28 protein-coding genes are annotated in these 21581 nt (G+C 61.9%); 2 read left to right on the forward strand and 26 right to left on the reverse strand.

Annotation, left to right across the window (positions count from 1 at the left end; translation table 11 throughout):
* Nucleotides 1-207: 207 nt before the first annotated feature.
* The 6 genes from glmS to ASH01S_RS11220 all read right to left on the reverse strand — a co-directional run bounded on the left by glmS (nucleotide 208) and on the right by ASH01S_RS11220 (nucleotide 7753).
* Nucleotides 208-2037: a glutamine--fructose-6-phosphate transaminase (isomerizing) gene (gene glmS, locus ASH01S_RS11195; RefSeq protein WP_067928038.1), complete on the reverse strand. Its 1830-nt coding sequence runs from the start codon at nucleotides 2035-2037 to the stop codon at nucleotides 208-210.
* 632 nt (nucleotides 2038-2669) lie between these two features.
* The gene (gene glmM, locus ASH01S_RS11200; protein ID WP_067928233.1) at nucleotides 2670-4010 is read right to left on the reverse strand and encodes a phosphoglucosamine mutase; all 1341 of its coding nucleotides are present in this window, start codon (nucleotides 4008-4010) and stop codon (nucleotides 2670-2672) included.
* A 166-nt stretch (nucleotides 4011-4176) separates the two neighbouring features.
* Nucleotides 4177-5367 (reverse strand): CdaR family protein, encoded by a 1191-nt coding sequence (locus ASH01S_RS11205; RefSeq protein WP_067928041.1) that lies wholly within the window; start codon nucleotides 5365-5367, stop codon nucleotides 4177-4179.
* The gene (gene cdaA, locus ASH01S_RS11210) at nucleotides 5367-6182 is read right to left on the reverse strand and encodes a diadenylate cyclase CdaA (RefSeq protein WP_067928237.1); all 816 of its coding nucleotides are present in this window, start codon (nucleotides 6180-6182) and stop codon (nucleotides 5367-5369) included. Before cdaA ends, ASH01S_RS11205 begins: the two co-directional genes overlap by 1 nt.
* A gap of 106 nt (nucleotides 6183-6288) precedes the next feature.
* The gene (locus ASH01S_RS11215; RefSeq protein WP_067928045.1) at nucleotides 6289-6963 is read right to left on the reverse strand and encodes an SGNH/GDSL hydrolase family protein; all 675 of its coding nucleotides are present in this window, start codon (nucleotides 6961-6963) and stop codon (nucleotides 6289-6291) included.
* 163 nt (nucleotides 6964-7126) lie between these two features.
* A complete protein-coding gene (locus tag ASH01S_RS11220) occupies nucleotides 7127-7753 on the reverse strand; it encodes a stage II sporulation protein M (RefSeq protein ID WP_067928048.1) in 627 nt (208 codons plus the stop codon).
* 119 nt (nucleotides 7754-7872) lie between these two features.
* Between ASH01S_RS11220 and pdaB the strand changes: the two genes are divergently transcribed.
* On the forward strand, nucleotides 7873-8553 hold the full coding sequence (gene pdaB / locus ASH01S_RS11225) for a polysaccharide deacetylase family sporulation protein PdaB (protein WP_083517084.1): 681 nt from the start codon (nucleotides 7873-7875) through the stop codon (nucleotides 8551-8553).
* Between the two features lie 46 nt (nucleotides 8554-8599).
* On the opposite strand, the gene ASH01S_RS11230 is transcribed toward pdaB, so the two are convergent.
* Nucleotides 8600-9262: a KinB-signaling pathway activation protein gene (locus ASH01S_RS11230; protein WP_067928052.1), complete on the reverse strand. Its 663-nt coding sequence runs from the start codon at nucleotides 9260-9262 to the stop codon at nucleotides 8600-8602.
* Nucleotides 9263-9426: 164 nt separating this feature from the next.
* Between ASH01S_RS11230 and gerD the strand changes: the two genes are divergently transcribed.
* Nucleotides 9427-10107, forward strand: a complete 681-nt coding sequence (gene gerD / locus ASH01S_RS11235; RefSeq protein ID WP_067928056.1) for a spore germination lipoprotein GerD — start codon at nucleotides 9427-9429, stop codon at nucleotides 10105-10107.
* 95 nt (nucleotides 10108-10202) lie between these two features.
* Here the strand turns inward: gerD and salA are convergent, their stop codons facing one another.
* The 19 genes from salA to rpsE all read right to left on the reverse strand — a co-directional run bounded on the left by salA (nucleotide 10203) and on the right by rpsE (nucleotide 21562).
* The gene (gene salA, locus ASH01S_RS11240) at nucleotides 10203-11288 is read right to left on the reverse strand and encodes an iron-sulfur carrier protein/transcriptional regulator SalA (protein ID WP_067928059.1); all 1086 of its coding nucleotides are present in this window, start codon (nucleotides 11286-11288) and stop codon (nucleotides 10203-10205) included.
* Nucleotides 11289-11329: 41 nt separating this feature from the next.
* Nucleotides 11330-11785 (reverse strand): hypothetical protein, encoded by a 456-nt coding sequence (locus tag ASH01S_RS11245; RefSeq protein ID WP_067928062.1) that lies wholly within the window; start codon nucleotides 11783-11785, stop codon nucleotides 11330-11332.
* A gap of 18 nt (nucleotides 11786-11803) precedes the next feature.
* On the reverse strand, nucleotides 11804-12535 hold the full coding sequence (locus ASH01S_RS11250) for an N-acetylmuramoyl-L-alanine amidase (protein WP_157067105.1): 732 nt from the start codon (nucleotides 12533-12535) through the stop codon (nucleotides 11804-11806).
* 170 nt (nucleotides 12536-12705) lie between these two features.
* Nucleotides 12706-13098: a 30S ribosomal protein S9 gene (rpsI, locus tag ASH01S_RS11255; protein WP_067928068.1), complete on the reverse strand. Its 393-nt coding sequence runs from the start codon at nucleotides 13096-13098 to the stop codon at nucleotides 12706-12708.
* Nucleotides 13099-13121: 23 nt separating this feature from the next.
* Entirely contained in the window at nucleotides 13122-13562 is a 441-nt protein-coding gene (gene rplM / locus ASH01S_RS11260) for a 50S ribosomal protein L13 (protein ID WP_067928071.1), read from the reverse strand.
* A 166-nt stretch (nucleotides 13563-13728) separates the two neighbouring features.
* Complete coding sequence (gene truA / locus ASH01S_RS11265; RefSeq protein WP_067928242.1) at nucleotides 13729-14490, reverse strand: tRNA pseudouridine(38-40) synthase TruA; 762 nt, start codon at nucleotides 14488-14490, stop codon at nucleotides 13729-13731.
* Nucleotides 14491-14534: 44 nt separating this feature from the next.
* Nucleotides 14535-14894 carry a 50S ribosomal protein L17 gene (gene rplQ / locus ASH01S_RS11270; protein WP_067928074.1) on the reverse strand — a complete coding sequence of 120 codons (360 nt, stop codon included), beginning with the start codon at nucleotides 14892-14894 and terminating at the stop codon, nucleotides 14535-14537.
* Nucleotides 14895-14948: 54 nt separating this feature from the next.
* On the reverse strand, nucleotides 14949-15887 hold the full coding sequence (locus ASH01S_RS11275) for a DNA-directed RNA polymerase subunit alpha (RefSeq protein WP_067928077.1): 939 nt from the start codon (nucleotides 15885-15887) through the stop codon (nucleotides 14949-14951).
* 52 nt (nucleotides 15888-15939) lie between these two features.
* Nucleotides 15940-16569: a 30S ribosomal protein S4 gene (gene rpsD, locus ASH01S_RS11280; RefSeq protein ID WP_067928080.1), complete on the reverse strand. Its 630-nt coding sequence runs from the start codon at nucleotides 16567-16569 to the stop codon at nucleotides 15940-15942.
* Between the two features lie 105 nt (nucleotides 16570-16674).
* Nucleotides 16675-17085 carry a 30S ribosomal protein S11 gene (gene rpsK, locus ASH01S_RS11285; RefSeq protein ID WP_067928082.1) on the reverse strand — a complete coding sequence of 137 codons (411 nt, stop codon included), beginning with the start codon at nucleotides 17083-17085 and terminating at the stop codon, nucleotides 16675-16677.
* Nucleotides 17086-17104: 19 nt separating this feature from the next.
* Nucleotides 17105-17473, reverse strand: coding sequence for a 30S ribosomal protein S13 (rpsM, locus tag ASH01S_RS11290; protein WP_067928085.1), 369 nt, complete (start codon nucleotides 17471-17473; stop codon nucleotides 17105-17107).
* Between the two features lie 168 nt (nucleotides 17474-17641).
* Nucleotides 17642-17755, reverse strand: a complete 114-nt coding sequence (gene rpmJ / locus ASH01S_RS11295; RefSeq protein WP_007505902.1) for a 50S ribosomal protein L36 — start codon at nucleotides 17753-17755, stop codon at nucleotides 17642-17644.
* 138 nt (nucleotides 17756-17893) lie between these two features.
* Nucleotides 17894-18112, reverse strand: a complete 219-nt coding sequence (infA, locus tag ASH01S_RS11300) for a translation initiation factor IF-1 (RefSeq protein ID WP_026962555.1) — start codon at nucleotides 18110-18112, stop codon at nucleotides 17894-17896.
* The gene (locus ASH01S_RS11305; RefSeq protein WP_083517079.1) at nucleotides 18099-18413 is read right to left on the reverse strand and encodes a KOW domain-containing RNA-binding protein; all 315 of its coding nucleotides are present in this window, start codon (nucleotides 18411-18413) and stop codon (nucleotides 18099-18101) included. The genes infA and ASH01S_RS11305 overlap by 14 nt, the downstream gene beginning before the upstream one ends.
* Nucleotides 18414-18442: 29 nt before the next feature.
* On the reverse strand, nucleotides 18443-19093 hold the full coding sequence (locus tag ASH01S_RS11310) for an adenylate kinase (protein WP_067928093.1): 651 nt from the start codon (nucleotides 19091-19093) through the stop codon (nucleotides 18443-18445).
* A gap of 24 nt (nucleotides 19094-19117) precedes the next feature.
* Nucleotides 19118-20398, reverse strand: a complete 1281-nt coding sequence (gene secY / locus ASH01S_RS11315; protein WP_067928097.1) for a preprotein translocase subunit SecY — start codon at nucleotides 20396-20398, stop codon at nucleotides 19118-19120.
* A 1-nt stretch (nucleotide 20399) separates the two neighbouring features.
* On the reverse strand, nucleotides 20400-20843 hold the full coding sequence (rplO, locus tag ASH01S_RS11320) for a 50S ribosomal protein L15 (protein ID WP_067928244.1): 444 nt from the start codon (nucleotides 20841-20843) through the stop codon (nucleotides 20400-20402).
* A 13-nt stretch (nucleotides 20844-20856) separates the two neighbouring features.
* Nucleotides 20857-21051, reverse strand: coding sequence for a 50S ribosomal protein L30 (gene rpmD, locus ASH01S_RS11325; protein ID WP_067928100.1), 195 nt, complete (start codon nucleotides 21049-21051; stop codon nucleotides 20857-20859).
* Between the two features lie 13 nt (nucleotides 21052-21064).
* On the reverse strand, nucleotides 21065-21562 hold the full coding sequence (gene rpsE, locus ASH01S_RS11330) for a 30S ribosomal protein S5 (RefSeq protein WP_067928103.1): 498 nt from the start codon (nucleotides 21560-21562) through the stop codon (nucleotides 21065-21067).
* Nucleotides 21563-21581 lie beyond the last annotated feature (19 nt).

Genomic DNA, 21581 nt, shown 5'->3' on the forward strand with positions numbered 1-21581 from the left:
TTTTTCGCATGTATACATGGTTCGCCACATTATTCAAAACTCCTCTTCAATTTTTCCTGCATGCAAAAAATCCCGTAGTGACAAGGATTTTGCCACTACGGGATACTGAAATCAGGGACAAATGATGTTCCTGAACGGGGACAATATTAGTTCCCGACAGGGTCAATTATTGTTCCGGTCCACAAAACACCCACCGCGCCTGCCGCCCTACTCCACCGTCACGCTCTTTGCCAGGTTGCGCGGCTTGTCGACGTCGTTGCCGCGCGCCACGGCAGCGTAATACGCCAGCAGCTGCAGCGGAATCACCGCCACAATCGGCGCCAACAGGGGGTGCAACCGCGGCAGGTGGAGAACCTTGTCCACCGACTTGGCCAGGTCCTCGTTGCCGGCCCAGGTTACCCCAAGCACGAACGCGTCGCGGGCCTTGACCTCCTTGATGTTGCTCAACGTCTTGTCATACAGCTGCTCCTGCGTGGCCATGGCGATGACCGGCACACCTTCGGTGATAAGGGCCAGCGTCCCGTGCTTCAGCTCGCCTGCTGCATAGGCCTCCGCATGGATGTAGGAGATCTCCTTCAGCTTCAGCGCGCCCTCCAGCGACAGCGAGTAGTCGAGCCCGCGGCCAATGAAAAACGCGTGCTCGACCTCGGCGTAGCGCCGGGCAAACTGCTCCACCTGCGGCGCCGCGTCGAGCACCTGCTCCGCCGCCTGCGGGAGAGCGTCGAGTCCAGCCAAGGCGCCGCGAATGGTCTCCTCGCTCTGCGCCCCCCGCACCTGGGCAAAGTAGAGCGTCAATAGGAACAGAACCACCAGCTGCGTGGTGTACGCTTTGGTCGAGGCCACCGCAATTTCCGGCCCCGCCCAGGTGATAAGCACATCGTCCGCCTCGCGCGCCACTGAACTGCCTACCACGTTGGCGATGGCCAGGACCCGGCGTCCGCGCGCCTTCGCCGCGCGCAGCGCGGCCAGGGTGTCGGCCGTCTCGCCCGACTGGCTCATCACGATGATGAGCGTATGTTCGGTGTCCAGCGGATCGCGGTAGCGGTATTCAGAGGCAATCTCCACGTCCACCGGAATCCGCAGCAGCTGCTCCATCCACGCCTGGCCAACCAGCCCGGCGTGCCACGAGGTGCCGCAGGCGACAATGTGCACGCGGTCCATGTCGCGGATGAACTCCGGACTGAGCCGCAGCTCCTGCAGGTCTACCTGCGATCCATCAGGTGCAATCCGTCCCGCCAACGTGTCGCGAATGGCCTTTGGCTGCTCGTGAATCTCCTTGAGCATAAAGTGCGGGAAGCCCCCGCGCTCCGCGGAGACGGCGTCCCAGGTCACGTGCAGGGGCTGCTTGGCGACTGGCTGCCCGGACAGGGTGAAGCACGCCACGCTGTCGCGGCGTACGACCGCCATCTCACCGTCGTCCAACACGTACACGTCGCGGGTGTACTCCAGGATGGCCGGAATGTCGGAGGCGATGAAGTTCTCCCCCTCCCCAAGGCCGACCACCAGCGGGCTGGCCTTGCGCAGTGCAATCAGGGTGTCAGGGTCTTCGCGGCTCAATACTACGAGGGCGTACGCGCCGCGGATGCGCCCGGCCACCTTGACCATCGTCTGGAACAAATCGCTGTCGTACAGCTCTTCAATCAGGTGCACGACCACTTCCGTGTCCGTTTCGGACTGGAACGTGTGGCCTTTTTGCAGAAGCTCCTCGCGCAGGCTCAGGTAGTTCTCGACAATCCCGTTGTGCACGACCGCGAACCTGCCGTGGCAGTCCTGGTGCGGGTGCGCGTTCTCATCGGACGGCCGCCCGTGCGTGGCCCAGCGCGTGTGGCCGATACCGATGTGGCCGGAGAGCGGGTCCGTCGCCAGGATGTCCTCCAGATTGGCTAGCCGGCCGACCGATTTGGCCACCTGCAGCCGCCCATCGGCCAACACCGCGATGCCGGCCGAGTCGTACCCCCGGTACTCCAGCTTCTGCAGCCCGCCCATCACGACACCCTGCACGTCGCGTGGCCCGATGTAGCCCACGATTCCACACATATGAAATTTTATCCTCCTTCATGGGCCTGCTCGCTCTTGTCCGCAGCGGTCACCCGCTGGTTTTCGAGCTTCGCGTCACAGTGCGGCCCGCACACCGGGAGGCACCCGCCGAATGTTTCGCCAACCTCCACCGCGTCAACTGGATGGTGCCCTCTGCGGCCGGCCCACTGGTCTTGGCAAGCCGCATCCGGTTGCTCCGCGTCCCCATCCAGTCCAGGCGCTTCTCGCCGGAGAGTGTCCCAGATTCACTCCCGCGCGTCTCCGGCAGACCCGTGTCTGCCCCAACGGCCGCTCAGCGCGGCCCTGCAGATTTCTTGGCTGGCCGATCCGTCCCGCGTCCGACCAACCGCGGCATCCCCCCTCTCCCGGTTTCACAAGACGCAAAGCCCACGCGACACAAGGAAATCGACGTCCTAACGGCGGCGAATTGTGGCGCGAGCTCACGCATGCCCACTATATGTGAAAGCCATGCGCGCCGTCAATGGGTTGGCGTCCGTTTGTCATACACATGTCTGATCACCTGCCGCAATCTGGCCCCATCCGCCGCCTCTCGACGCGGTTTTCGCCTCCGTCGGTGGATCTGCACACCCGGTCGGTTTCGGAGCCCGCTGTAGCGCAGCGGATGGACACGTTCAGGCGCCCAACTCGGCGCGGACCACGCGCACGATGCGGCCGACGCACTCCTGCAGCAGCTGCTCTTCCGGGCCCTCCGCCATCACGCGCACAATCGGCTCCGTGCCCGATTCACGCACCAACACGCGCCCATCGCTGCCCAGCCGCTGCTCCGCCTCGGCGAGCGCCGCAAGGATGCGCTCATTGGCCGACCACGCCCGTTTGTCGCGCACGCGCACGTTCTCCAGGATCTGCGGGTAGCGCGTCATCACCTTGCGCAGTTCGGCGAGGGGCTGGCCGCTCCCCACCATGATGTCCACCAGCTGCAGCGCGGTCAGGATGCCATCGCCTGTCGTCGTGTGATTGAGGAAGACGATGTGGCCCGACTGCTCGCCGCCGAGCGTATGTCCTCCGCGGCGCATCGCCTCCATCACGTACCTGTCGCCCACCTGCGTGCGCTCCACATGGATGCCGAGCCGCTCCATCGCCTTGAGGAAACCGAGGTTGCTCATCACCGTCGCCACCACCGTGTCGTGGCTGAGCCGCCCCTGCTCCTTGAGCGCCCGCGCGCAGATGGCCATCACGTAATCCCCGTCGACAACCGCGCCTGTGTGGTCCACGGCAATCAATCGATCCGCGTCCCCATCGAACGTCAATCCCACGTCCGCCCCCAGTTCCAGGACCGCTTTCTGCACCACGTGAGGATGGGTCGATCCGCACCCGACATTGATATTCACGCCGTCCGGGCAGTTGTTGAGCACGCTCACGCGCGCTCCCAGGCGCGTGAACACTTCCGGTGCAATCTCACAGGCGGCGCCGTGAGCGCAATCAAGCACCACGTGCAGGCCGTCAAACCGGTGCTGAACCGTCCCGATTAAAAAGTCGACGTACGTCGCCTTCGCCGGCTCGTCGTGAATCCGGCCAACCGCAGCGCCGACGGGCCGCGGCAACGCATCCATACCGCCCCGAATCGTCTGCTCAATCTCGTCTTCCACCTCGTCGGGCAGCTTGAAGCCGGCATCGCTGAAAAACTTGATCCCGTTGTCCTCGACCGGATTGTGCGAGGCCGAGATCATCACCCCGGCCTGCGCTCCCAGGTGGCGGGTCAAATAGGCGACCCCCGGCGTCGTGATGACCCCCAGCCGCAAGACGTCCGCTCCGATGGAGAGAATGCCGCTGATGAGCGCAGCCTCCAACATGTCGCCCGAGATGCGGGTGTCTTTGCCGACCGCAATGCGCACACCGTGGCGGCCGCCCGTCAACACGTGTGCCCCCGCCCGGCCTAGCTGAAACGCCAGTTCCGGTGTCAATTCGCGGTTGGCGACACCGCGCACCCCGTCTGTGCCAAACAAGCGGGACAATCCCACCGCTCCTTTCCACTGCCACAAACTGACAAACAAGCCTCTCGCAGAATTCGCCATCGAAAACCAAGCCGCTGCAAACAGAAAAACGGCTGCCCGGACTCGCTGCCGGCAGCCGCAGCAACCCAAACCATTTTGCCACACGGACATCCGCCTGGGCAACCGTCTACGATGAGCTGACCTCCACCAGAGCCTGGGACTTCGAGATCTGGACCACATGCAGTCCGTCGGGCACATCCACCTGGATCTCGGCGTGCCCGCTGCCGGCCTTGAGCCCCTTGGCATCCACGTACGCCGCGATGTCGATGGACGATAGGTCGGCGATATTGGACTTCGCACCGCTCACCTGCACCGTCACTCTATCCGGTGACACCACCCTCACGCTCACACCCGCCGGGACGTTGCGCACGCTCACTGGAACCGTGAATGAGCGGACCGCGCTCGGCTCCACCTGCACATGGACCTGAATCATCGACGGAGTCGCCTGCTTCACGCCTGCAGGCAACGGGACCTTGACCGAAACGGTGCGACTGTGGTTGAACCCGGACACATCCACCGGCACCGTGAGGTGCTTGGGCAGGTGGGTCCCGTACAGGGTCACAGACGACACGGACGGTGTAAGGCTTACAACATCGTAGCCGGCGGCTGGCGATCCGCTCGCGCTGGCGGACACGGGGACGTTTTTGTGCGGAGCTAAGATAGGCACATTCACGTGCGCGGTGGACGGCTCCACGATAACCCCGTCAACCGGGTTCCCCCGCCCATCGACAGCAGCCAGGGTCACCTCCTGGGAGACGGTGTCGGTGGCTCCCTGTACGGAGACGAAGGCAGCGACCGTCGCCACCTTGTCCAACGCCTGCTGGGCGCCGCTGGCCTTGACGGTCGCGACGTCGCACTGCGGGGTGCCGACGCTGTAGCCGGCGGCGGGCTGGCCACGGACAATGACGCGGACGGATTGTTGCGTGGTCTTTCGGTCAGCAATCACGACGGTCACAGTGCTGGGGCTGATGCTATATTGCACCAGCGGCATGTGCTGGGCGGTCAACGGCACCTGATGCTGCCCAGGCTTTAGGCCGCGAACATTGGCGACCAGTTGCACTCCGAGCATCTGCTCGGCCAGCGACTCGACGCTGAGGGTGCTGTCATGCACGGCCACGATGGCGGTGGACGGTTGCACCTTGGTGACGACCATGTCGTCCGAGGTCTGCACGTGCACCGCCATGGGGAACTCGGAGACGTTGACATTGTCGGTGGCAGCACCAGAGTCGGGACTTGGCTGCACCGCAAACCAGAGAATACAGCTGAGCACAAGGGCGATGACGCGCAGGACGTTGTTGTTGGACCAAAATCGGTTCACTACGACTCCGCCTTTCGGCTGAGGAACTTGAAGGTGGTGGCGCGTTTGGGCGTGAGAAGCGAGTCGAGCAACTCACGCAGGGCGGCTTCGCTGAGATCCTGGGTGAGAACCCCATCCACCGCCAGGGATACGCGCCCGGTCTCCTCTGACACCACCACCGCCACCGCGTCGGACTGTTCCGTGACGCCGAGCGCGGCGCGGTGGCGAGTTCCCAACTGCCTGTCCAAGTCTCGGCTCTCGGTGAGCGGCAGAAAGCAGCCGGCGGCGACCATCTTGTCACCACGCACCACCACCGCCCCATCGTGCAAAGGCGTGTTGGGAATAAAGGTGTTCAACAGCAGCTCCGTGCTGACTTTGCCTTCGACGAGGGTTCCCGTCTCGATATATTCACTCAAGCCCGTGTTGCGCTCAATGACAATGAGAGCGCCGGTTTTCGTTTTGGAGAGCACCTGGCTGGCCTTCACAATTTCCGAGGCGGCTCGCTTGATATCCTCGTTGTCGGTGGTGAAAGAAAACCAAAAGAACCCGCCGCGGCCGAGCTGTTCCAGAGCCCGCCGCAACTCTGGCTGAAACACCACCGGAATGGCGAATAATCCGAGGGTGATGATTTTGTTCAATAACCAATTCAACGCCTGCAGGTGGAGAAAGTTGCTGACCGCGGTGGCCAGCAGGATGACAATAACCCCTTTGAGCAACTGCACTGCGCGGGTGCCGCGGATGAGGATAAGCAGACGATAGATTACGTACGCGACAATCAGGATGTCAAGCGCGTCAAGTATGCCAAAGTGTCGCAGGATGTCCAACCATGCCGCCATTCTCGCCACCAACTCGCCGGAAAAGTGGAGCCATTCCCTTCCTACCATTGTTTCCTACTCGTTTGTCCACGTCAAGTCACGTCTGGCATTTGGCGGCAGCTGCATTTCAGCGAGTCTTGCTGCGACGGGCGGTGCGGCGGGTCTGCGCGAGCGAACGTCGGTAAGCCGCGAGGAACACGCTTGAGATAGCCGCGTGCCCCTTGTCGTTCGGGTGAATCGGGTTGTTGCGAATGCGAAAATCCCGCAGCTGCCCGCGCCGGTAACAGTCCACGTACTCATGCTCATTTCCGGAATAACGGCCGCGCACATCCGCCAGGATAAGGTGTTCGCGCGTCGCGACGTGACAAATCACCTGGTTCAAGGTGTCGATGCACTCCTTGGCCACCAGCGAATTAGGAAACGGATTGTACATCGTTGCAATCAGGATGGTGGAATCGGGCGAGCGAACGGTCTGCACAATCTGGGTCAAATTATCCTGCACCTGGCCGGCCACGCGCAGCAAGCGCCCACGATTCCCGTCCAGTAGCCAGGGCATGGCTTTGAGAAAGTCGTTGCCGCCAATCAGGATGGTGACCAGCCGCGCCTCCCCCCAGATGCACTCCGGCACATCCTTCAAGGACTTGAGCAACTGACGGGAGGTCCAACCGGGTTTGGCTCGGACAAACATGTTCACTCGCTCCTGCTTGGACAACGCGGCCTGAATGCGATTGACGTAGCGCGCCCTCTCCGAACTCGCGCAGTATCCGTACGTGATGGAATCTCCTAGGGCTGCGTACAGCATCGGCTGTCCTCCCGGTGTGTCATACTTCAACTGTATTTCGACCGATTGTGGGACGTGACGGCGGCCAAGCCAGCAGACTTGCGCGCTTGATTGTGAACCCCTGTCGCGTCACCGGTGGTTCCAGCGTTAGTATGCCCATCCACACGCGTTCGGACACCCAGGCCTACAGGTGCACAATGGCGATGAGACGAGGTGTTACGGCCGCTTCGATGCAGGCGGCGACAAGCAGCAGTCCCAAGATCCATGGCAATTGATGGATAACCCGCGTCCATTCATGGCGCAAAGAGAGCGAATGCGATCTGGCCTGCGGCGAGGCCGAGAGCCGCCGCGTCACGCTGTGCACGGCGGTAAAGCCGAGCTGAAACCCAAGCACGGCGGCCCAGATGATGGCGGTCAACTCGAACACCCCGTGTGGCAGCACCGCGAACAACAGCACCTTCCACCACGGCACGTGCGCCTGCGCCATCGCCAGCGCCGTCGCGTAGCCCAGCAGCACCCCATTCAGCCACAGCATCAGGGCCGGGAACACGCCCAGGAACACGCCGAGGATGATGAGCTCCAAGGCGGCCAGCGCATTGTTGAAAAAGATCGTCCAGATGGCTCCGGCCAGCGACGTCGAGGAGATCCCTTCAGCCGTCCGCTTCAATTTATCTATCGCCGGGCCCAAGGCCCCCTGAAAGTGGTGCGGCCAAACCATGCCGCTGATATACCCCACGACCAGCAACAACAGTGCCAATGCGATGAACCACGGGAACGAATTGTGGCGCCGAGACGCCTTGGATTTCAACATGTATGGACCTCGCTTTCGACGCATACACTGGGCACAGACCTGAACCTGTCCATGGGAGGGAAAACAGCGTGCGCGACGCCAAACGATTCCTGGCCATCAGCAGTATTATCGCCCTGTTCATGGCCGTTTTGTTCGCGGCCTCAGGAGAATTCAAGGCGTTTGCGGCGGAAAAGCCGAGCGCCATTTACAAAGTGGACACCGACCAGAAGGTGGTGGCGCTGACCTTCGACATCTCGTGGGGAGAGAAAGTCCCCGAGCCCGTCCTGGACCTGCTGCAACGGGAGAAAGTTAACAAAGCGACCTTCTTTCTGAGCGGCCCGTGGACCCAACGGCACCCGAAGATAGCCAAACGGATCCACGATATGGGTTATGAGATTGGCAACCACGGCCACCTCCACAAGGACTTCTCCAACTACCCGGACAGCTGGATCCGCCAGCAGGTGGCGTTGTCGGAAAAAGCGATCTACCAAGCCACCGGAGTCAAGACGCGTCTCATCCGCACCCCGAACGGGGACTTCAACCCGCGCGTTATCCAGTGCCTCAACAGCATGGGCTACACGGTCATCCAGTGGAACACCGATTCGTTGGACTGGAAGAACCCGGGTGTACAAGCCATCACCCAGCGGGTATTGACGCGCGCGGTACCGGGCGACATCATCCTCATGCACGCCAGTGATTCGTCCAAACAAATCGTGCAGGCGCTGCCTCAGATTATATCGGGGCTGCGGGCCAAAGGCTACCGGTTTGTCACGGTGTCGGAGCTGCTGGCCCAGGCCAAGGTGCAGTCAAAGGTCGAATGACAATTGGTGGTGCGGAGGATGGGGACCATGCGGCGGGCTGTGGGCATCAGCGGGGCGCGGAAGGCCCCACACCCGCCGCATCAATTCCGCCGCGGTCGCCCCGGCTCCGTTCCTGGGCTTGGCCCGTGGTGGGTTCACGTGGAGGCGCCGGCGTCAGGAGCCGGCCAAAGATCAGAATCATGTACACGTTGCAGGCCATCATCACCATCCCGGTCTGATTGACAATCGCCGCGCCGGCCTGGGACTTGATGACCAACAACCAATCGACAATCGTGAAGACGTACAGGTAAAACACGGTCGGCACAAAGCTCCCCGGACCGGACAACCGTCGTTTCGCCCAGCCACCGGCGATACTCACCGCGAGCGGCCACAATGCCTGCGTGAGGTAGGTCCCGTAGGGAACGGGCAAGTGCGGATGGGCGAGTACCTCCAGCCGATACCGGTACCATACCATGTCAAACACCACCAACAACAGGATGAGGCCCTGCGCCCATCGCCACACGCGCCATGGCAGACTGATGCGGGCGACGAAGTTGAGCGTCAGGAACGCCCAGAATCCCATGAGACTGGTCGTCGCCAAGAACGCGCCTTCGGTCAGCCCCCGATACCAGGTAACATCCACCATCCCAGCGACCGCGCTGACCAAGCCGGAGACAGCTCCCACCAAGACGGTGCTGGCCACCAAAAAGGTGAGTTGATTGAGTCTCATGCGTCCGTCCCTCCGTTTGCCCCCATGATACCGCAAGCCCAGGCACTCAACAATCAATTCCAATGATTCGGTCGCCTCTGGCAAAAGTATAAGCGCCACCCTGCGTCGGCATACTAGCGGCGAGAAGCGGTGCGACGCCCACGAGGCAAGGGGGTGTGTAGCCCATGAAACGGACAGCGATGGTCGGAACACTCGCCCTGCTGGCCGCCATCGGGGCCGGATGCGGATCGAACACGGGCGCTCAGGCAGAGGTGTCAGGAGCCGGCGGCGGTGGCGATCAGGACTATGGGACGACCAAACAGATGGTGGTGGACATCCTGCACTCCAATGAAGGACGCGAGGCCATCACCCAAGCCCTGCAGAACCCACAGACCAGACAGCAGCTGGCGGTGTCCGACACCGATATCCGACAGGCCCTTGAAAAGCAACTGGCAAGCAAGCAGAACCAGTCGTTTTTGGCCCAACAGGCCAAGGACCCTAAATTTGCGGCGGCGCTCGCCCAGGCCGCCAAGCCGGAATTGGTGGCCATCAACAAGCAGCTCATGAAGGATCCGGAATATCAAAAAGACATGCTGGTGCTGCTCAAGTCGCCCGAGTTCACCAACCATCTGCAAAGCCTGCTGCAGACCCCGCAGTTTCGCGGGCAGATCATGAAAATCATGTCGGACGCACTGCAGACGCCGAGTTTCCGCATGCAGTTTGAGCAGTCCCTGAAATCGGCCGTGGCCGACCAGATACAGCAGGCTGGGAAACAGCAGGGCGGTCAATCGGGCGGCCAAACTGGCGGACAGGGAAGCCAGGGAGGAGGCCAAGGAGGACAGAGTGGCGGTGGAGACATGACCTAATCGGCCCCGGGCAACGCCTTCGTACGTGCAAGACCCCGCTCTGAGTGCGGGGCCTTGTGGTCTAATCCGGCATGGTTGCCGCTGATGTCTTCAGTTCAGCGCGCCACGGCATTGTGCGAGGGCAGCGCCAGACGGGCCAGGACCTTGTGGGCGCACTCCTCGTACGCTCGCCCCTGCGGGCTATCGGGCGCAAACAACGAGGACTCGCCCGGCTCCAGGGCCGCAATGGGGACCTGGGCCAGCACCTTGCTGCGTACCTCCGCAGCCACCTGCTCGCCGCCGCCGCGGCCAAACAGGTAGGCCCGCTCACCGCAGCCGGGGCATTCGTACCAAGCCATGTTCTCGACGATCCCGATGACCTCATGCTGCGTCCGCACGGCCATCAGACCGGCCCGTACGGCAACCGCCGCCGCGTCCGCCTGCGGCGTTGTGACAAGGATCTCCTTGCTCTTTGGCAGCAGCTGATGCACGTCGAGCGCTACATCGCCGGTGCCAGGTGGCAGGTCCAGCAGCATGACCTCTATCTCACCCCAGTGCACCTCGGCGAAGAAGTTGCGCAGCATCTTCCCCAGCATCGGCCCGCGCCAGACGACCGGATTGTTCGCCGGGACGAAAAAGTCCATGGACATGATTTTCACCCCGTCCACCTCTATCGGGATGATCAGGTCGTCGATGACGGTTGGGCGCTGCCCCTGGACACCGAAGATGCGGGGGAGACTGAAACCGTAGATATCCGCGTCGATGACGCCAACTTTCAGCCCCGCCGCCGCCAGGGCTCTGGCCAAATTGGCCGTGACGGTGGACTTTCCGACGCCCCCTTTGCCGGACGCCACGGCGATGAATTCCACCCCGGCATCCGGTTTCAGCAATGCCGGCATCTTCTGTTCGCCCGTCTGGGGACCTCGCAACTTGGCGGCGAAGGCGGTCCGTTCCTCATCGGTCATGGTGCCGAGCTTCACCTCGACACTCTGAACCCCCTCAAGCGCCAACAGCTTCTCCCGAACCGCCTGCTCGATGGTGGTTTGCAGCGGACATCCGCCGATGGTCAGGGCAATCTCCACACTCACGTGCGATCCCTGAATGTCAATACGGCGCACCATCTCCAATTCGACGATGCTTTTATGGATTTCCGGGTCTTCGACGTCCCGGAGCGCGTCACGTATGCTCTGTGCATCGACCATCGGTCTACCCCCTCTATGGCAAGGGATGTGTTCTCCCTCTTCTAGTGTACACCAGGGAGCGGGAAAGCGTCGAATTCGTGTCGGATGTTCCCGTCGGGGTCCTGCCAGTACAGCACAATTTGCAGCGGTGGACGTTTGGGACCGACGAACCAAGCGCAGGCGCCGGATGGCAGCGTGTAGGGCGGCTGGGCGAGAGGATTCGTCAACAGGGAGGGGGCCGTCTGCCCACGCGCGGTGATGGCGAGGATGGGCAAGGAATCGCCGGCCAGGCTTTGCAGGCGGACGTGGTGGAGCGTTTGGTGAGACTCGTTCTGCAGGCGATAGACCGGACGGCCGTGCCAGTCCCGGTCGGTCACGAAGAGCCGGCCGACGGTGGAGTGCGGCTTGCTCTGCACCGCCTCGGCCGGCTGGCGGCGCCAACTGGCGAGCATCGACAAACACAGCCAGACGGCGAGAACCACCAGGCAGGCAACCCCCAGCATGCGCCCACGTGTCAACCCAAACCCTCCCAATCCTCAATCGTCAGGCGTTTCCACCGGGGGGACGCCTTCCCCACCCAGGTAACGGATGACAGACAGATACAGCGCCAACGCCACCCGATCCTGATAGGCCGGTGTCTGCAGCTGGCTCGCTTCGTATGGATGGGACAAGAAACCCACCTCGGCCAGCGCCGTGGCCCCGGGCACCCGGCGAAGGATGTAGAGGGTGTCGTTGGCCTTCGGATCGCGCTTGGTGGGCAGGAGTGTCTCTCGGAACGTATTCTGCATCACTGTGGCCAGCCGTTCCCCCTCCGCGTTGCCGCGGTGATAAAGCGTGGTGGCGCCCGACCACTTGGGTGACGGGACGGCGTCGCAGTGGATGACCAGGCACACATCCGGATGGTGACGGCGGATGAACCGGACCCGTTCCCGCAGGTCTCCCTGATGTCGGTTCCGAGCGGCCCTGTCCGCGTCCGTGGCCAAGTCGGTGTCCTCGGTGCGAGTGAGGTAAACGCGGGCGCCAGCCCGCTCGAACCAAACCGCTGTGCGCTTGGCGATAGCCAAGGTAATGGTCTTCTCCCAGACGCCGTTGGCCCCGCGGGCACCGCCATCCGGACCGCCGTGGCCGGCGTCGATCACGATAACGCGCCCGATCAGGTTGGGCTCGGCATCGGACGCCTCAGCAACTGGATGGAAGAATGCAGCCAACAGCCCAAAGCTGCAGGCAGCGGCAACGCAGCTCAGCCGCCAGCGGCGAGTGGCTCTCATCTTCACGCCGACCTCCCCTCCAGGCGCCTTGCGCCCGGAACAGTACTCGTCCCGTACAGTGTATGCAACCTGGCCCAATTCATGAAAAAAGGCACCCGCTTCCGGGGTGCCTTGGGACCTGCCTGCCGGACCGGGGGCCAAGCAATGGACGAGCCCGTATGAAAGCTGGCCTAGCGCTTCGAGAATTGAGGCGCGCGCCGGGCCGCCTTGAGGCCGTATTTCTTCCGTTCTTTCATGCGCGCATCGCGGGTCAAAAGGCCGGCCTTCTTCAGCGTCGGCCGCAGATCTGGATTCACCTGCAACAAGGCGCGGGCAATGCCGTGGCGGACCGCGCCCGCCTGACCTGAAATGCCGCCGCCGTAGACGTTCACGTGTACATCGTAACGGCCGAGCGTCTCGGTCAACAACAGCGGCTGCTTCACGATCAGCCGAAGCGTCTCCAGCGGGAAGTATTCGTTCATGTCACGGTGGTTGACCACAAATTTACCATCGCCCGGCAGGAGCCGCACGCGCGCCACCGAGTGCTTGCGCCGGCCCGTGCCGAGATACTGGACTTGTGCCATAGGTCAGAATCCCTCCTCCGTCGTTATTTGCCCGCAGGCTCCCAGGGAATGGGCTGCTGCGCCTGATGCGGGTGGTCCGGTCCCACGTACAGCTTCAGCTTGGTAAACTGCTTGCGGCCCAAAGAATTGTGCGGCAACATCCCGCGCACCGCGCTCTCCAGGATGCGTTCCGGATGCGTGTGCAGCATATCGATGGCGCGCGTCTCCTTCAGTCCGCCGGGATACCCGGAGTGACGGCGGTACAACTTCTTTTGCCATTTATGGCCAGTAAAGACCACCTTCTCCACGTTGGTGACAATCACAAAGTCACCCGTGTCCACATGCGGTGTAAACTCCGGTTTATGTTTTCCGCGCAGAATGCGCGCGATCTCCGTGGCCAAACGCCCCACGCGCCAGCCGGTAGCGTCAATCACGTACCACTTGCGCTCCACGGCGTTCGGCTTCGCCATGTACGTCGTTCGCATGCCAGTCCCTCCCGATTGCGTCGCAACCGCCGCGCCGGTGCGCGCAGCGGATCGACTCCTCGCGCAAACCATAACCGCGTACCCATCGTGTGTGCGATGATAGACAACCGATTCATCTTTCCTCACTGTAACGGGGGGCAGTGGGTAAAAGACACTGAAGTCTACTTTAGGATAATTTCGGGTGCGCGTCAAGGGCGTATTCGACTCGCCACAGAGTCAGGCCGTGGGGAGGCGCCGTCTGCCCCGCCCGCTGCCGGTCTCGCGCCGCTAGGATGGACGGGATGTCCTGCGGGCTCAGCCGTCCTTGACCGACGTCCACCAGCGTGCCCACGATGATGCGCACCATGTACTGCAGGAATCCGTTTCCTCGGCAGTAGATGTCCAGGTAGCTGCCGCGCACGACAAAGTCGATAGCGCGCAGGGTCCGTCGTTTGTCCTCAATGGGCGTGCCCGCGGCACAGAAACTGGTGAAGTCGTGCTCACCCAGGAGGTGATGCGCCGCTTCGCGCATCGCCGCCTCGTTCAGTTCCCCAGGCACGTGCCACGCATACCGGCGTGTGAAGATATCCTCCTCATCCGCCCGTTGCAGCGTGTAGCGATAGACCTTCCCAGTGGCCGAAAAGCGCGCGTGGAACTCGTCCGGCACCGAATCGGCGGACACCACCATCAGGTCCCTGGGCAACAGGCGCCCCAGCACCCGCGGATACCGTTCCGCAGGGGGGCCATAGGATTGGGTGAAGTGGACCACCTGACCGCGCGCGTGCACGCCCGCGTCTGTCCGTCCAGAACCAAAGACTTCCACGGGGCATCCCAAGACCCGTTGCAGCGCCGCCTCCAGCGTACCCTGCACCGTCCTTAGGTTTCGCTGCCTGGCGAACCCGTGGAAGTCCGTTCCGTCATAAGCGATTACCATGCGAATCTTGGGCATCGGCATCCCCGCCCAGGCTCATCCGCGGACCGCACACCCCTCCGTCACACCAACTCGATGTAAACCATCGGTGCAGCGTCGCCGCGGCGCGGTCCAATCTTCACAATGCGCGTGTAGCCCCCATTACGCTCGGCAAAGCGAGGCGCGATTTCGTCGAACAGCTTCTGGATAACGTCGCGCTCCTCGTTCTCTGCCCGCTCGCGGCGTACAAAGGCGGCCACCTGGCGGCGTGCGTGCAGGTCTCCGCGCTTGCCGAGGGTGATCATCTTGTCCGCCAGACGACGGATCTCTTTCGCCTTGGCTTCCGTCGTCTCAATCCGTCCGTACATCAACAGGTCCGTGACCAAGCTGCGCAAGAGCGCCTTGCGCGCTCCGCTGGGCCGTCCCAACTTGCGATACCCCACCGTGTTCGCCTCCTCGTACCCGATATCGTCTCGACGGCATGGGAACTGTGCGCCTCAATCCTCCTGGCGCAGGCTCAGCCCCATGGCCGCCAATTTCTCAATCACTTCTTCCAACGACTTGCGTCCCAGGTTACGGACCTTCATCATCTCGTCCTCGGTCTTGGAGCATAACTCCCCGACGGTATTGATGCCGGCCCGCTTCAAGCAGTTGTAGGAACGCACCGACAAGTCCAACTCCTCAATCGGGACATCGAGAGACTTGTCAGCCGGCGCGTCTTCGGTCTCCGTCATGAGGTCGGTGTCGCGTGCCTTGTCCGTCAACCCGACAAACAGAGCCAAGTGGTCGGTCAGGATTTTCGCCCCGATACTCACCGCTTCTTCCGGTGCTACGCTGCCATCCGTCCAGACTTCGAGGGTGAGTTTATCGTAGTCGGTGACTTGTCCGACACGGGTGTTCTCCACCGTGAAGTTGACCCGCGTGATCGGCGAGTAGATGGAGTCAATCGGAATCACGCCGATCTCCTGCTGTTCCTCCTTGTTCCGGTCGGCCGGCACATAGCCACGGCCGCGCCCGGCTCGCAATTCGGCATACAGGTGCGCCCCGTCCGTCAAGGTGGCGACATGCAGGTCGGGGTTGATAATTTCCACATCGGAATCCCCGCGGATGTCGCCCGCCTTGATCTCGCCAGGGCCTTCGGCGTCAATCACCAGCCCTTTTTCCTCGTCGGAATGTATCTTCAGCGAGAGCCGCTTGAGATTCAGGATGATCTGCGTGGTGTCTTCCACCACACCGGGGATGGTCGAAAACTCGTGCAATACCCCTTCAATCTTCACCGAACGCACAGCGGCGCCCGGAATGGAAGACAACAGGATACGGCGCAGCGAGTTGCCCAGAGTCGTACCGTATCCCCGCTCCAACGGTTCGACAACAAACTTGCCGTACCCATCGGAGCTCTCCACAACCTCAATGTTCGGCTTCTCCATTTCGATCATCCGTAACCCCCCTCGCTTTGCCTGGCAGCCTCACCGCTCCCGGTCAAGCCCATTACCGCGAGTAGAACTCGACAATCATCTGCTCGGCGACCGGCGCATCAATCTCCTCACGCGCGGGTAGACGCAGGACCTTGGCACTGTAGTTGGCCAGATCGCGCTCCAGCCAAGGGCTGACAGTCTGGGACTCAGCCGCCTCCAACAGCTCCTTGAAGCGAGCGAGGGAACGGCTCTTCTCACGGATGGTGATGACGTCGCCGGCCTTCACCAAGAAGGAAGGAATATTCACACGCCGTCCGTTCACCTCGAAGTGGCCGTGACGCACCAGCTGGCGCGCCTCCGCACGCGACGCGGCAAATCCGAGCCGATAGACCACGTTGTCCAAACGACTCTCCAGCGTCTGCAGCAGGGTCTCGCCGGTAATGCCGGGCCGACGCGCCGCATCCTCGTAGTAACGTTCAAACTGCTTCTCCAATACACCATAGAACCGCCGCGCCTTCTGCTTCTCGCGCAGCTGCAGCCCGTACTCGGACGGGTTGCGCCGGCGTCCCTGGCCGTGCTGACCCGGAGCAGTCGCACGGCGGTCAATCGCACACTTCGGTCCCAGGCAGCGCTCGCCCTTCAGGTACAGCTTCACACCTTCACGGCGGCACAGCCGGCAGACCGGTCCGGTATATCTTGCCATTCTAGTCTTGACACCTCCACTTTCATCTATACCCGTTATAGCCGTAGCTTCCCATTTGCTTTTCAACCTGCAAGGATTTGGCGGCCAGCGCCGCCATCCCACGCGTCAGACTCGGCGGCGCTTGGGCGGCCGGCACCCGTTGTGCGGAATCGGCGTGACGTCGCGAATGCCCGTGACCTCCAGACCAGCAGCCTGCAACGAGCGAATAGCCGCCTCCCGGCCCGCGCCCGGACCTTTCACCGCCACTTCCACCTGCTTCATGCCGTGCTCCATCGCAGTGCGGGCAGCCGCTTCCGCCGCCATCTGGGCGGCAAAGGGCGTGCTTTTCCGCGAGCCTTTGAAGCCCACATTACCAGCCGACGACCAGGAGATCACGTTGCCGCTCTGGTCAGTGATGGAGACAATTGTATTGTTAAAGGTCGACTTGATGTGGGCGACCCCGAATTCCACATTCTTGCGATCCCGCCGCTTCGTGCGGACACTGCCGGACGTCCGGCGTTGATTCCCTCTCGGCATCATCTTACCCCCTCACGGATTACTTCTTCTTGCCCGCCACCGTGCGGCGAGGCCCTTTGCGCGTACGCGCGTTCGTCTTGGTCCGCTGCCCGCGCACCGGCAGACCCCTTCTGTGCCGGAGACCGCGATAGGAACCAATCTCAATCAACCGCTTAATGTTGAGCGCCACCTCGCGCCGGAGATCGCCCTCCACCTTGTAATTGCGGTCAATCGTGTCGCGCAGACGAATAACCTCGTCCTCCGTCAGGTCGCGCACACGCGTGTCCGGGTTGATGCCAGTCTCCTGGAGAATCTTGTTCGCCGTGGTACGGCCAATGCCGTAGATATAGGTCAAACCGATCTCCACTCGTTTGTCGCGAGGCAAGTCGACGCCTGCAATACGAGCCATTCGGCCTTCCACCTCCAACTTGTGTACTGCTACATCACTGCTACATCTGTATATATCAACACGATGACAGCCCCAAGTGGACACACTTGTCCCCTCAGGCAGCCGCGCTGCACCGCGATGCATCCTGCAATCCGTAGACCTACAGACCGCACGCGCCCCGTGGGCGCCTCAGCCTTGACGCTGCTTGTGCTTCGGGTTCTCGCAGATCACCATGACGGTGCCCTTGCGCCGAATCACCTTGCACTTCTCGCAGATCGGTTTGACCGATGGGCGAACCTTCACCACAGATCCCTCCTCCATCCCGGTCCGGCCTTGTCCGCCGTTCCGGGCCGTGTGGGACTCCGGGAGGGCGGTCGTGGACCAGGGTCCACTTTCAACCACTCCATGATACCGGAAATCCCGTAAAATCTCCAGCATCCATTACTTGTACCGATAGGTAATTCTACCACGGGTCAGGTCGTAGGGCGACAGTTCCACTGTCACCCGGTCTCCAGGCAGGATTTTGATGTAGTGCATGCGTATCTTGCCAGAGACGTGGGCGAGAATCTTGTGCCCGTTCTCCAACTCGACACGAAACATGGCGTTGGGCAGAGGCTCTATCACCGTGCCCTCGACCTCAATCACATCATCCTTCGCCATCCACTGCGCCTCCTTCCTCATCTCCATACATTGTCAGCAACTCCGGCAACGCCACGCGCAGGGCATGGCGCAGTTGGGCGTTGGTCACGCGCCCTTGCTTCAGCATTGCGGTCCGCACTTCTTCCGCCACATATGGCGTCCGTCTCAGGTGCAGGACATTCTTCTTTTTGGGTTTATCCGCCTTGCGCATACGGCCATCGGAGATGAGGACAAAGCGGTCTCCGACGTGCCCGATGACGACGGCGAACAAGCCGCTGTCGCGGCCCTTCGCCACCTCTACAATGCGGCCGATCTCAGGCAACTCAGGCTGCCTCAATGTCGTGTCTCACCTCAAGCGCCGAGCTGGTTCAGGATGGTACGCACCTCGGCATACACTTCATCAATGGGGCGTTGCCCGTCCACCTGTCGCAGCAGTCCCCGCTTCCGATAATATTCGACCAGGGGCGCGGTGTGCGCATACTGCTGCAGGCGGGTCTTGACGGCCTCCTCCGTGTCATCGCTGCGCTGATACAACTCGCCTCCACAGCGGTCACAGATGCCCTCCTGGCGGGGTGGCTGGAACACCACATGATACGTGGCGCCGCACTCGCGGCAGATGCGGCGGCCGGTCATGCGGGACAGCAAGACCTCCTGCGGCACGTGGATGTACAACGCCGCGCTCAACCCCAGGCCGATGTCTGCGAGCATCGCGTCTAGCGCCTCCGCCTGCGGCAGCGTGCGTGGAAACCCGTCTAGCAAAAATCCCCGTTCGGCGTCTGGTTGGCGCAGCCGCTCGCGCACCACCTCAATCGTAACATCGTCCGGAACCAATTTCCCACTATCGAGGTACCCTTTGACCTTTTCGCCCAGAGGCGTTCCCATCGCGGCCGCCGCGCGAAACATGTCGCCGGTCGAGATGTGCACCAAGCCGTAGTCGTCGTGAATACGGGCAGCCTGGGTGCCCTTACCTGCCCCGGGCATTCCCAGCAAGACGATTTGCATCCCCGTCTCTCCTCCCAGAATTGATCAACGGATGAACCCGCGATAGTGGCGTTGCAACAGCTGTCCCTCCAACTGCTGCAGCGTCTGCAAAGCGACACCGACAAGGATGAGCAGCGATGTGCCGCCGAAGTAAACAGAGGTTAAACCCGCCCCTGACAAGAGCAGGAACGGCAAGACCGAGATGCCCCCCAAAAAGACAGAGCCAAACACTGTGATCCGGTTGACCACCCGCACAATGTACCGCTCCGTGTCCTCTCCCGGCCGCACCCCCGGGATGTACCCAGCGTGCTTTTGCAGCTGTTCAGCCAGTTGCTGCGGATTGATCTGGACGTGCGTGTAGAAGAACGTGAACAGGATGATGAACACGACCTCCGCCGCGATAAACCACCCTGAGTTCGGGTACAGGTAACGCATGACCCATTCTGCCCACGCCCGGTGCTGGAAGAACGTCGCCGCCATATACGGCAGCATCAGCAGCGAGCTGGCGAAGATGACCGGTATCACGCCGGCCGCGTTCACCTTGAGCGGAATGTGCGTCTGTTGACCGCTATAGATCGTGCGGCCCACCACCCGCTTGGCGTACTGTACCGGAATCTTGCGTTCTGCCTGTTGCACAAACACAATCAACCCGAAGATCAACACCACCCCAGCCGCCAGCAGAAGCACCTTGAGACCGTTCATGAACCAGTCGCCGGGATTAGGAGCGAACCAATTCGAGTAAACCTCCTGGCCGAGCTGGCCAAGACGTGCGATGATGCTGACAAAAATGATAATGGAGATGCCATTGCCGACCCCTTTTTCAGTGATCATCTCGCCAAACCACATCAAAAGGGTATCTCCGGCTGTCAGCGCAATGACGATAAGGATGTACCACCACCAGGTGTCCTCGTAAAGCAGGCCTCCCCTGTGGAACGAGAATGTCAACCCTGCGGCCTGCAGCAAACCCAACGCCACGGTTAGGTAGCGCGTCACCTGCGTGAGCTTGCGCCGACCGGTCTCCCCTTCCTTGCTCCACTCCTCAAAGCGGGGAATCACGCCGGTCTGCAACAACTGCACGATGATGGACGCCGTGATGTACGGCGTCACGCTCATCGCGAAGATTGAGAAGCGGTAAAAGGCACCGCCCGAAAACATGTTCAACAGGTCGAACAGCGGATTCTGGTTGCTGGGATTGTTCAACAGCGCCGTGTTCATATCCGGCACCGGGATGTAGGTGCCAATCCGATAGATGGCTATCATGAACAGAGTAAACAGAATACGCCGCCGCAGGTGCTTGAGCTTCCACAGGTTCAGGAAGGTCTGCAACTCAGATCACCTCAGCGGTGCCGCCTGCCGCTTCAATCTTCGCCTTGGCAGCAGCCGAATACGCGTGCGCCCGGACCGTCAGCTTGACCGTCAGGTCTCCGTTGGCCAACACCTTCAGCCCGTCCTTGAGGTCACGCACAATCCGGTGTTCCTGCAGATACTCCGGCGTGACCACGGTGCCCTCCGGCAGATCGTTCAGCTGCGCCAGGTTCACGATGGCGTACTCCTTACGGAACCTGGCATTCGAAAAGCCGCGCTTGGGCAAGCGCCGAAACAGCGGCGTCTGACCACCCTCAAAGCCGGGACGGACACCGCCCCCCGAACGGGCCCATTGGCCTTTCTGGCCGCGTGTCGAGGTCTTACCCATGCCCGAACTGCTGCCGCGCCCCACACGCTTCCGACTATGGCGCGCGCCTTCGTTCCCCTTCAGTTCATGAAGCTGCACGTAAGCCACCTCCTCATCCATTCGATTCGACGACTTTGACGTCCACCAGGTGGACCACCTTGTCGACCATCCCGCGTATCGTCGGGCTGTCGTCGTGCACAACCGTCTCGTTTACCTTGCGCAAACCCAGAGCGCGCACGGTGCGCCGCTGCGGTTCCGGTCGACCAATGGGACTGCGTTTGAGGGTGATTGCCAATTTGTTCGCCATCGCTGACCCTCCCTTATCCCAGAATTTCTTCGATGCTCTTGCCGCGCAGGCGCGCCACCTCTTCCGCTCGCTTCAGCTGCATGAGGCCGTCCAGCGTCGCGTGCACCATGTTGATAGGGTTGCGCGAGCCCAAGGACTTCGTGACGATGTCCTTGATACCCGCCAACTCGAGCACCGCGCGTGCCGGACCGCCGGCAATCACACCGCTGCCTTCCGGAGCCGGCTTAATCAGCACCCGCGCCGCGCCGAAGTGGCCAATCGCCTCATGTGGAATGGTGGTGCCTTTCATCGGCACCTGAATCAGATTCTTCTTCGCGTCTTCCACCGCCTTGCGGATGGCCTCCGGCACTTCCGACGCCTTGCCCAGACCAGCGCCCACGTGCCCGTTGCCGTCGCCGACGACAATCAAGGCCGAGAACGAGAAGCGACGGCCACCCTTGACCACCTTGGACACGCGATTGACCGTGACCAGCTTCTCCGACAGTTCCAACTGATTCGGATCTATACGCACAACGCCACCTTCCTTCCGC

This window comes from Alicyclobacillus shizuokensis NBRC 103103 (assembly GCF_001552255.1).
Taxonomy (GTDB): domain Bacteria; phylum Bacillota; class Bacilli; order Alicyclobacillales; family Alicyclobacillaceae; genus Alicyclobacillus_G; species Alicyclobacillus_G shizuokensis.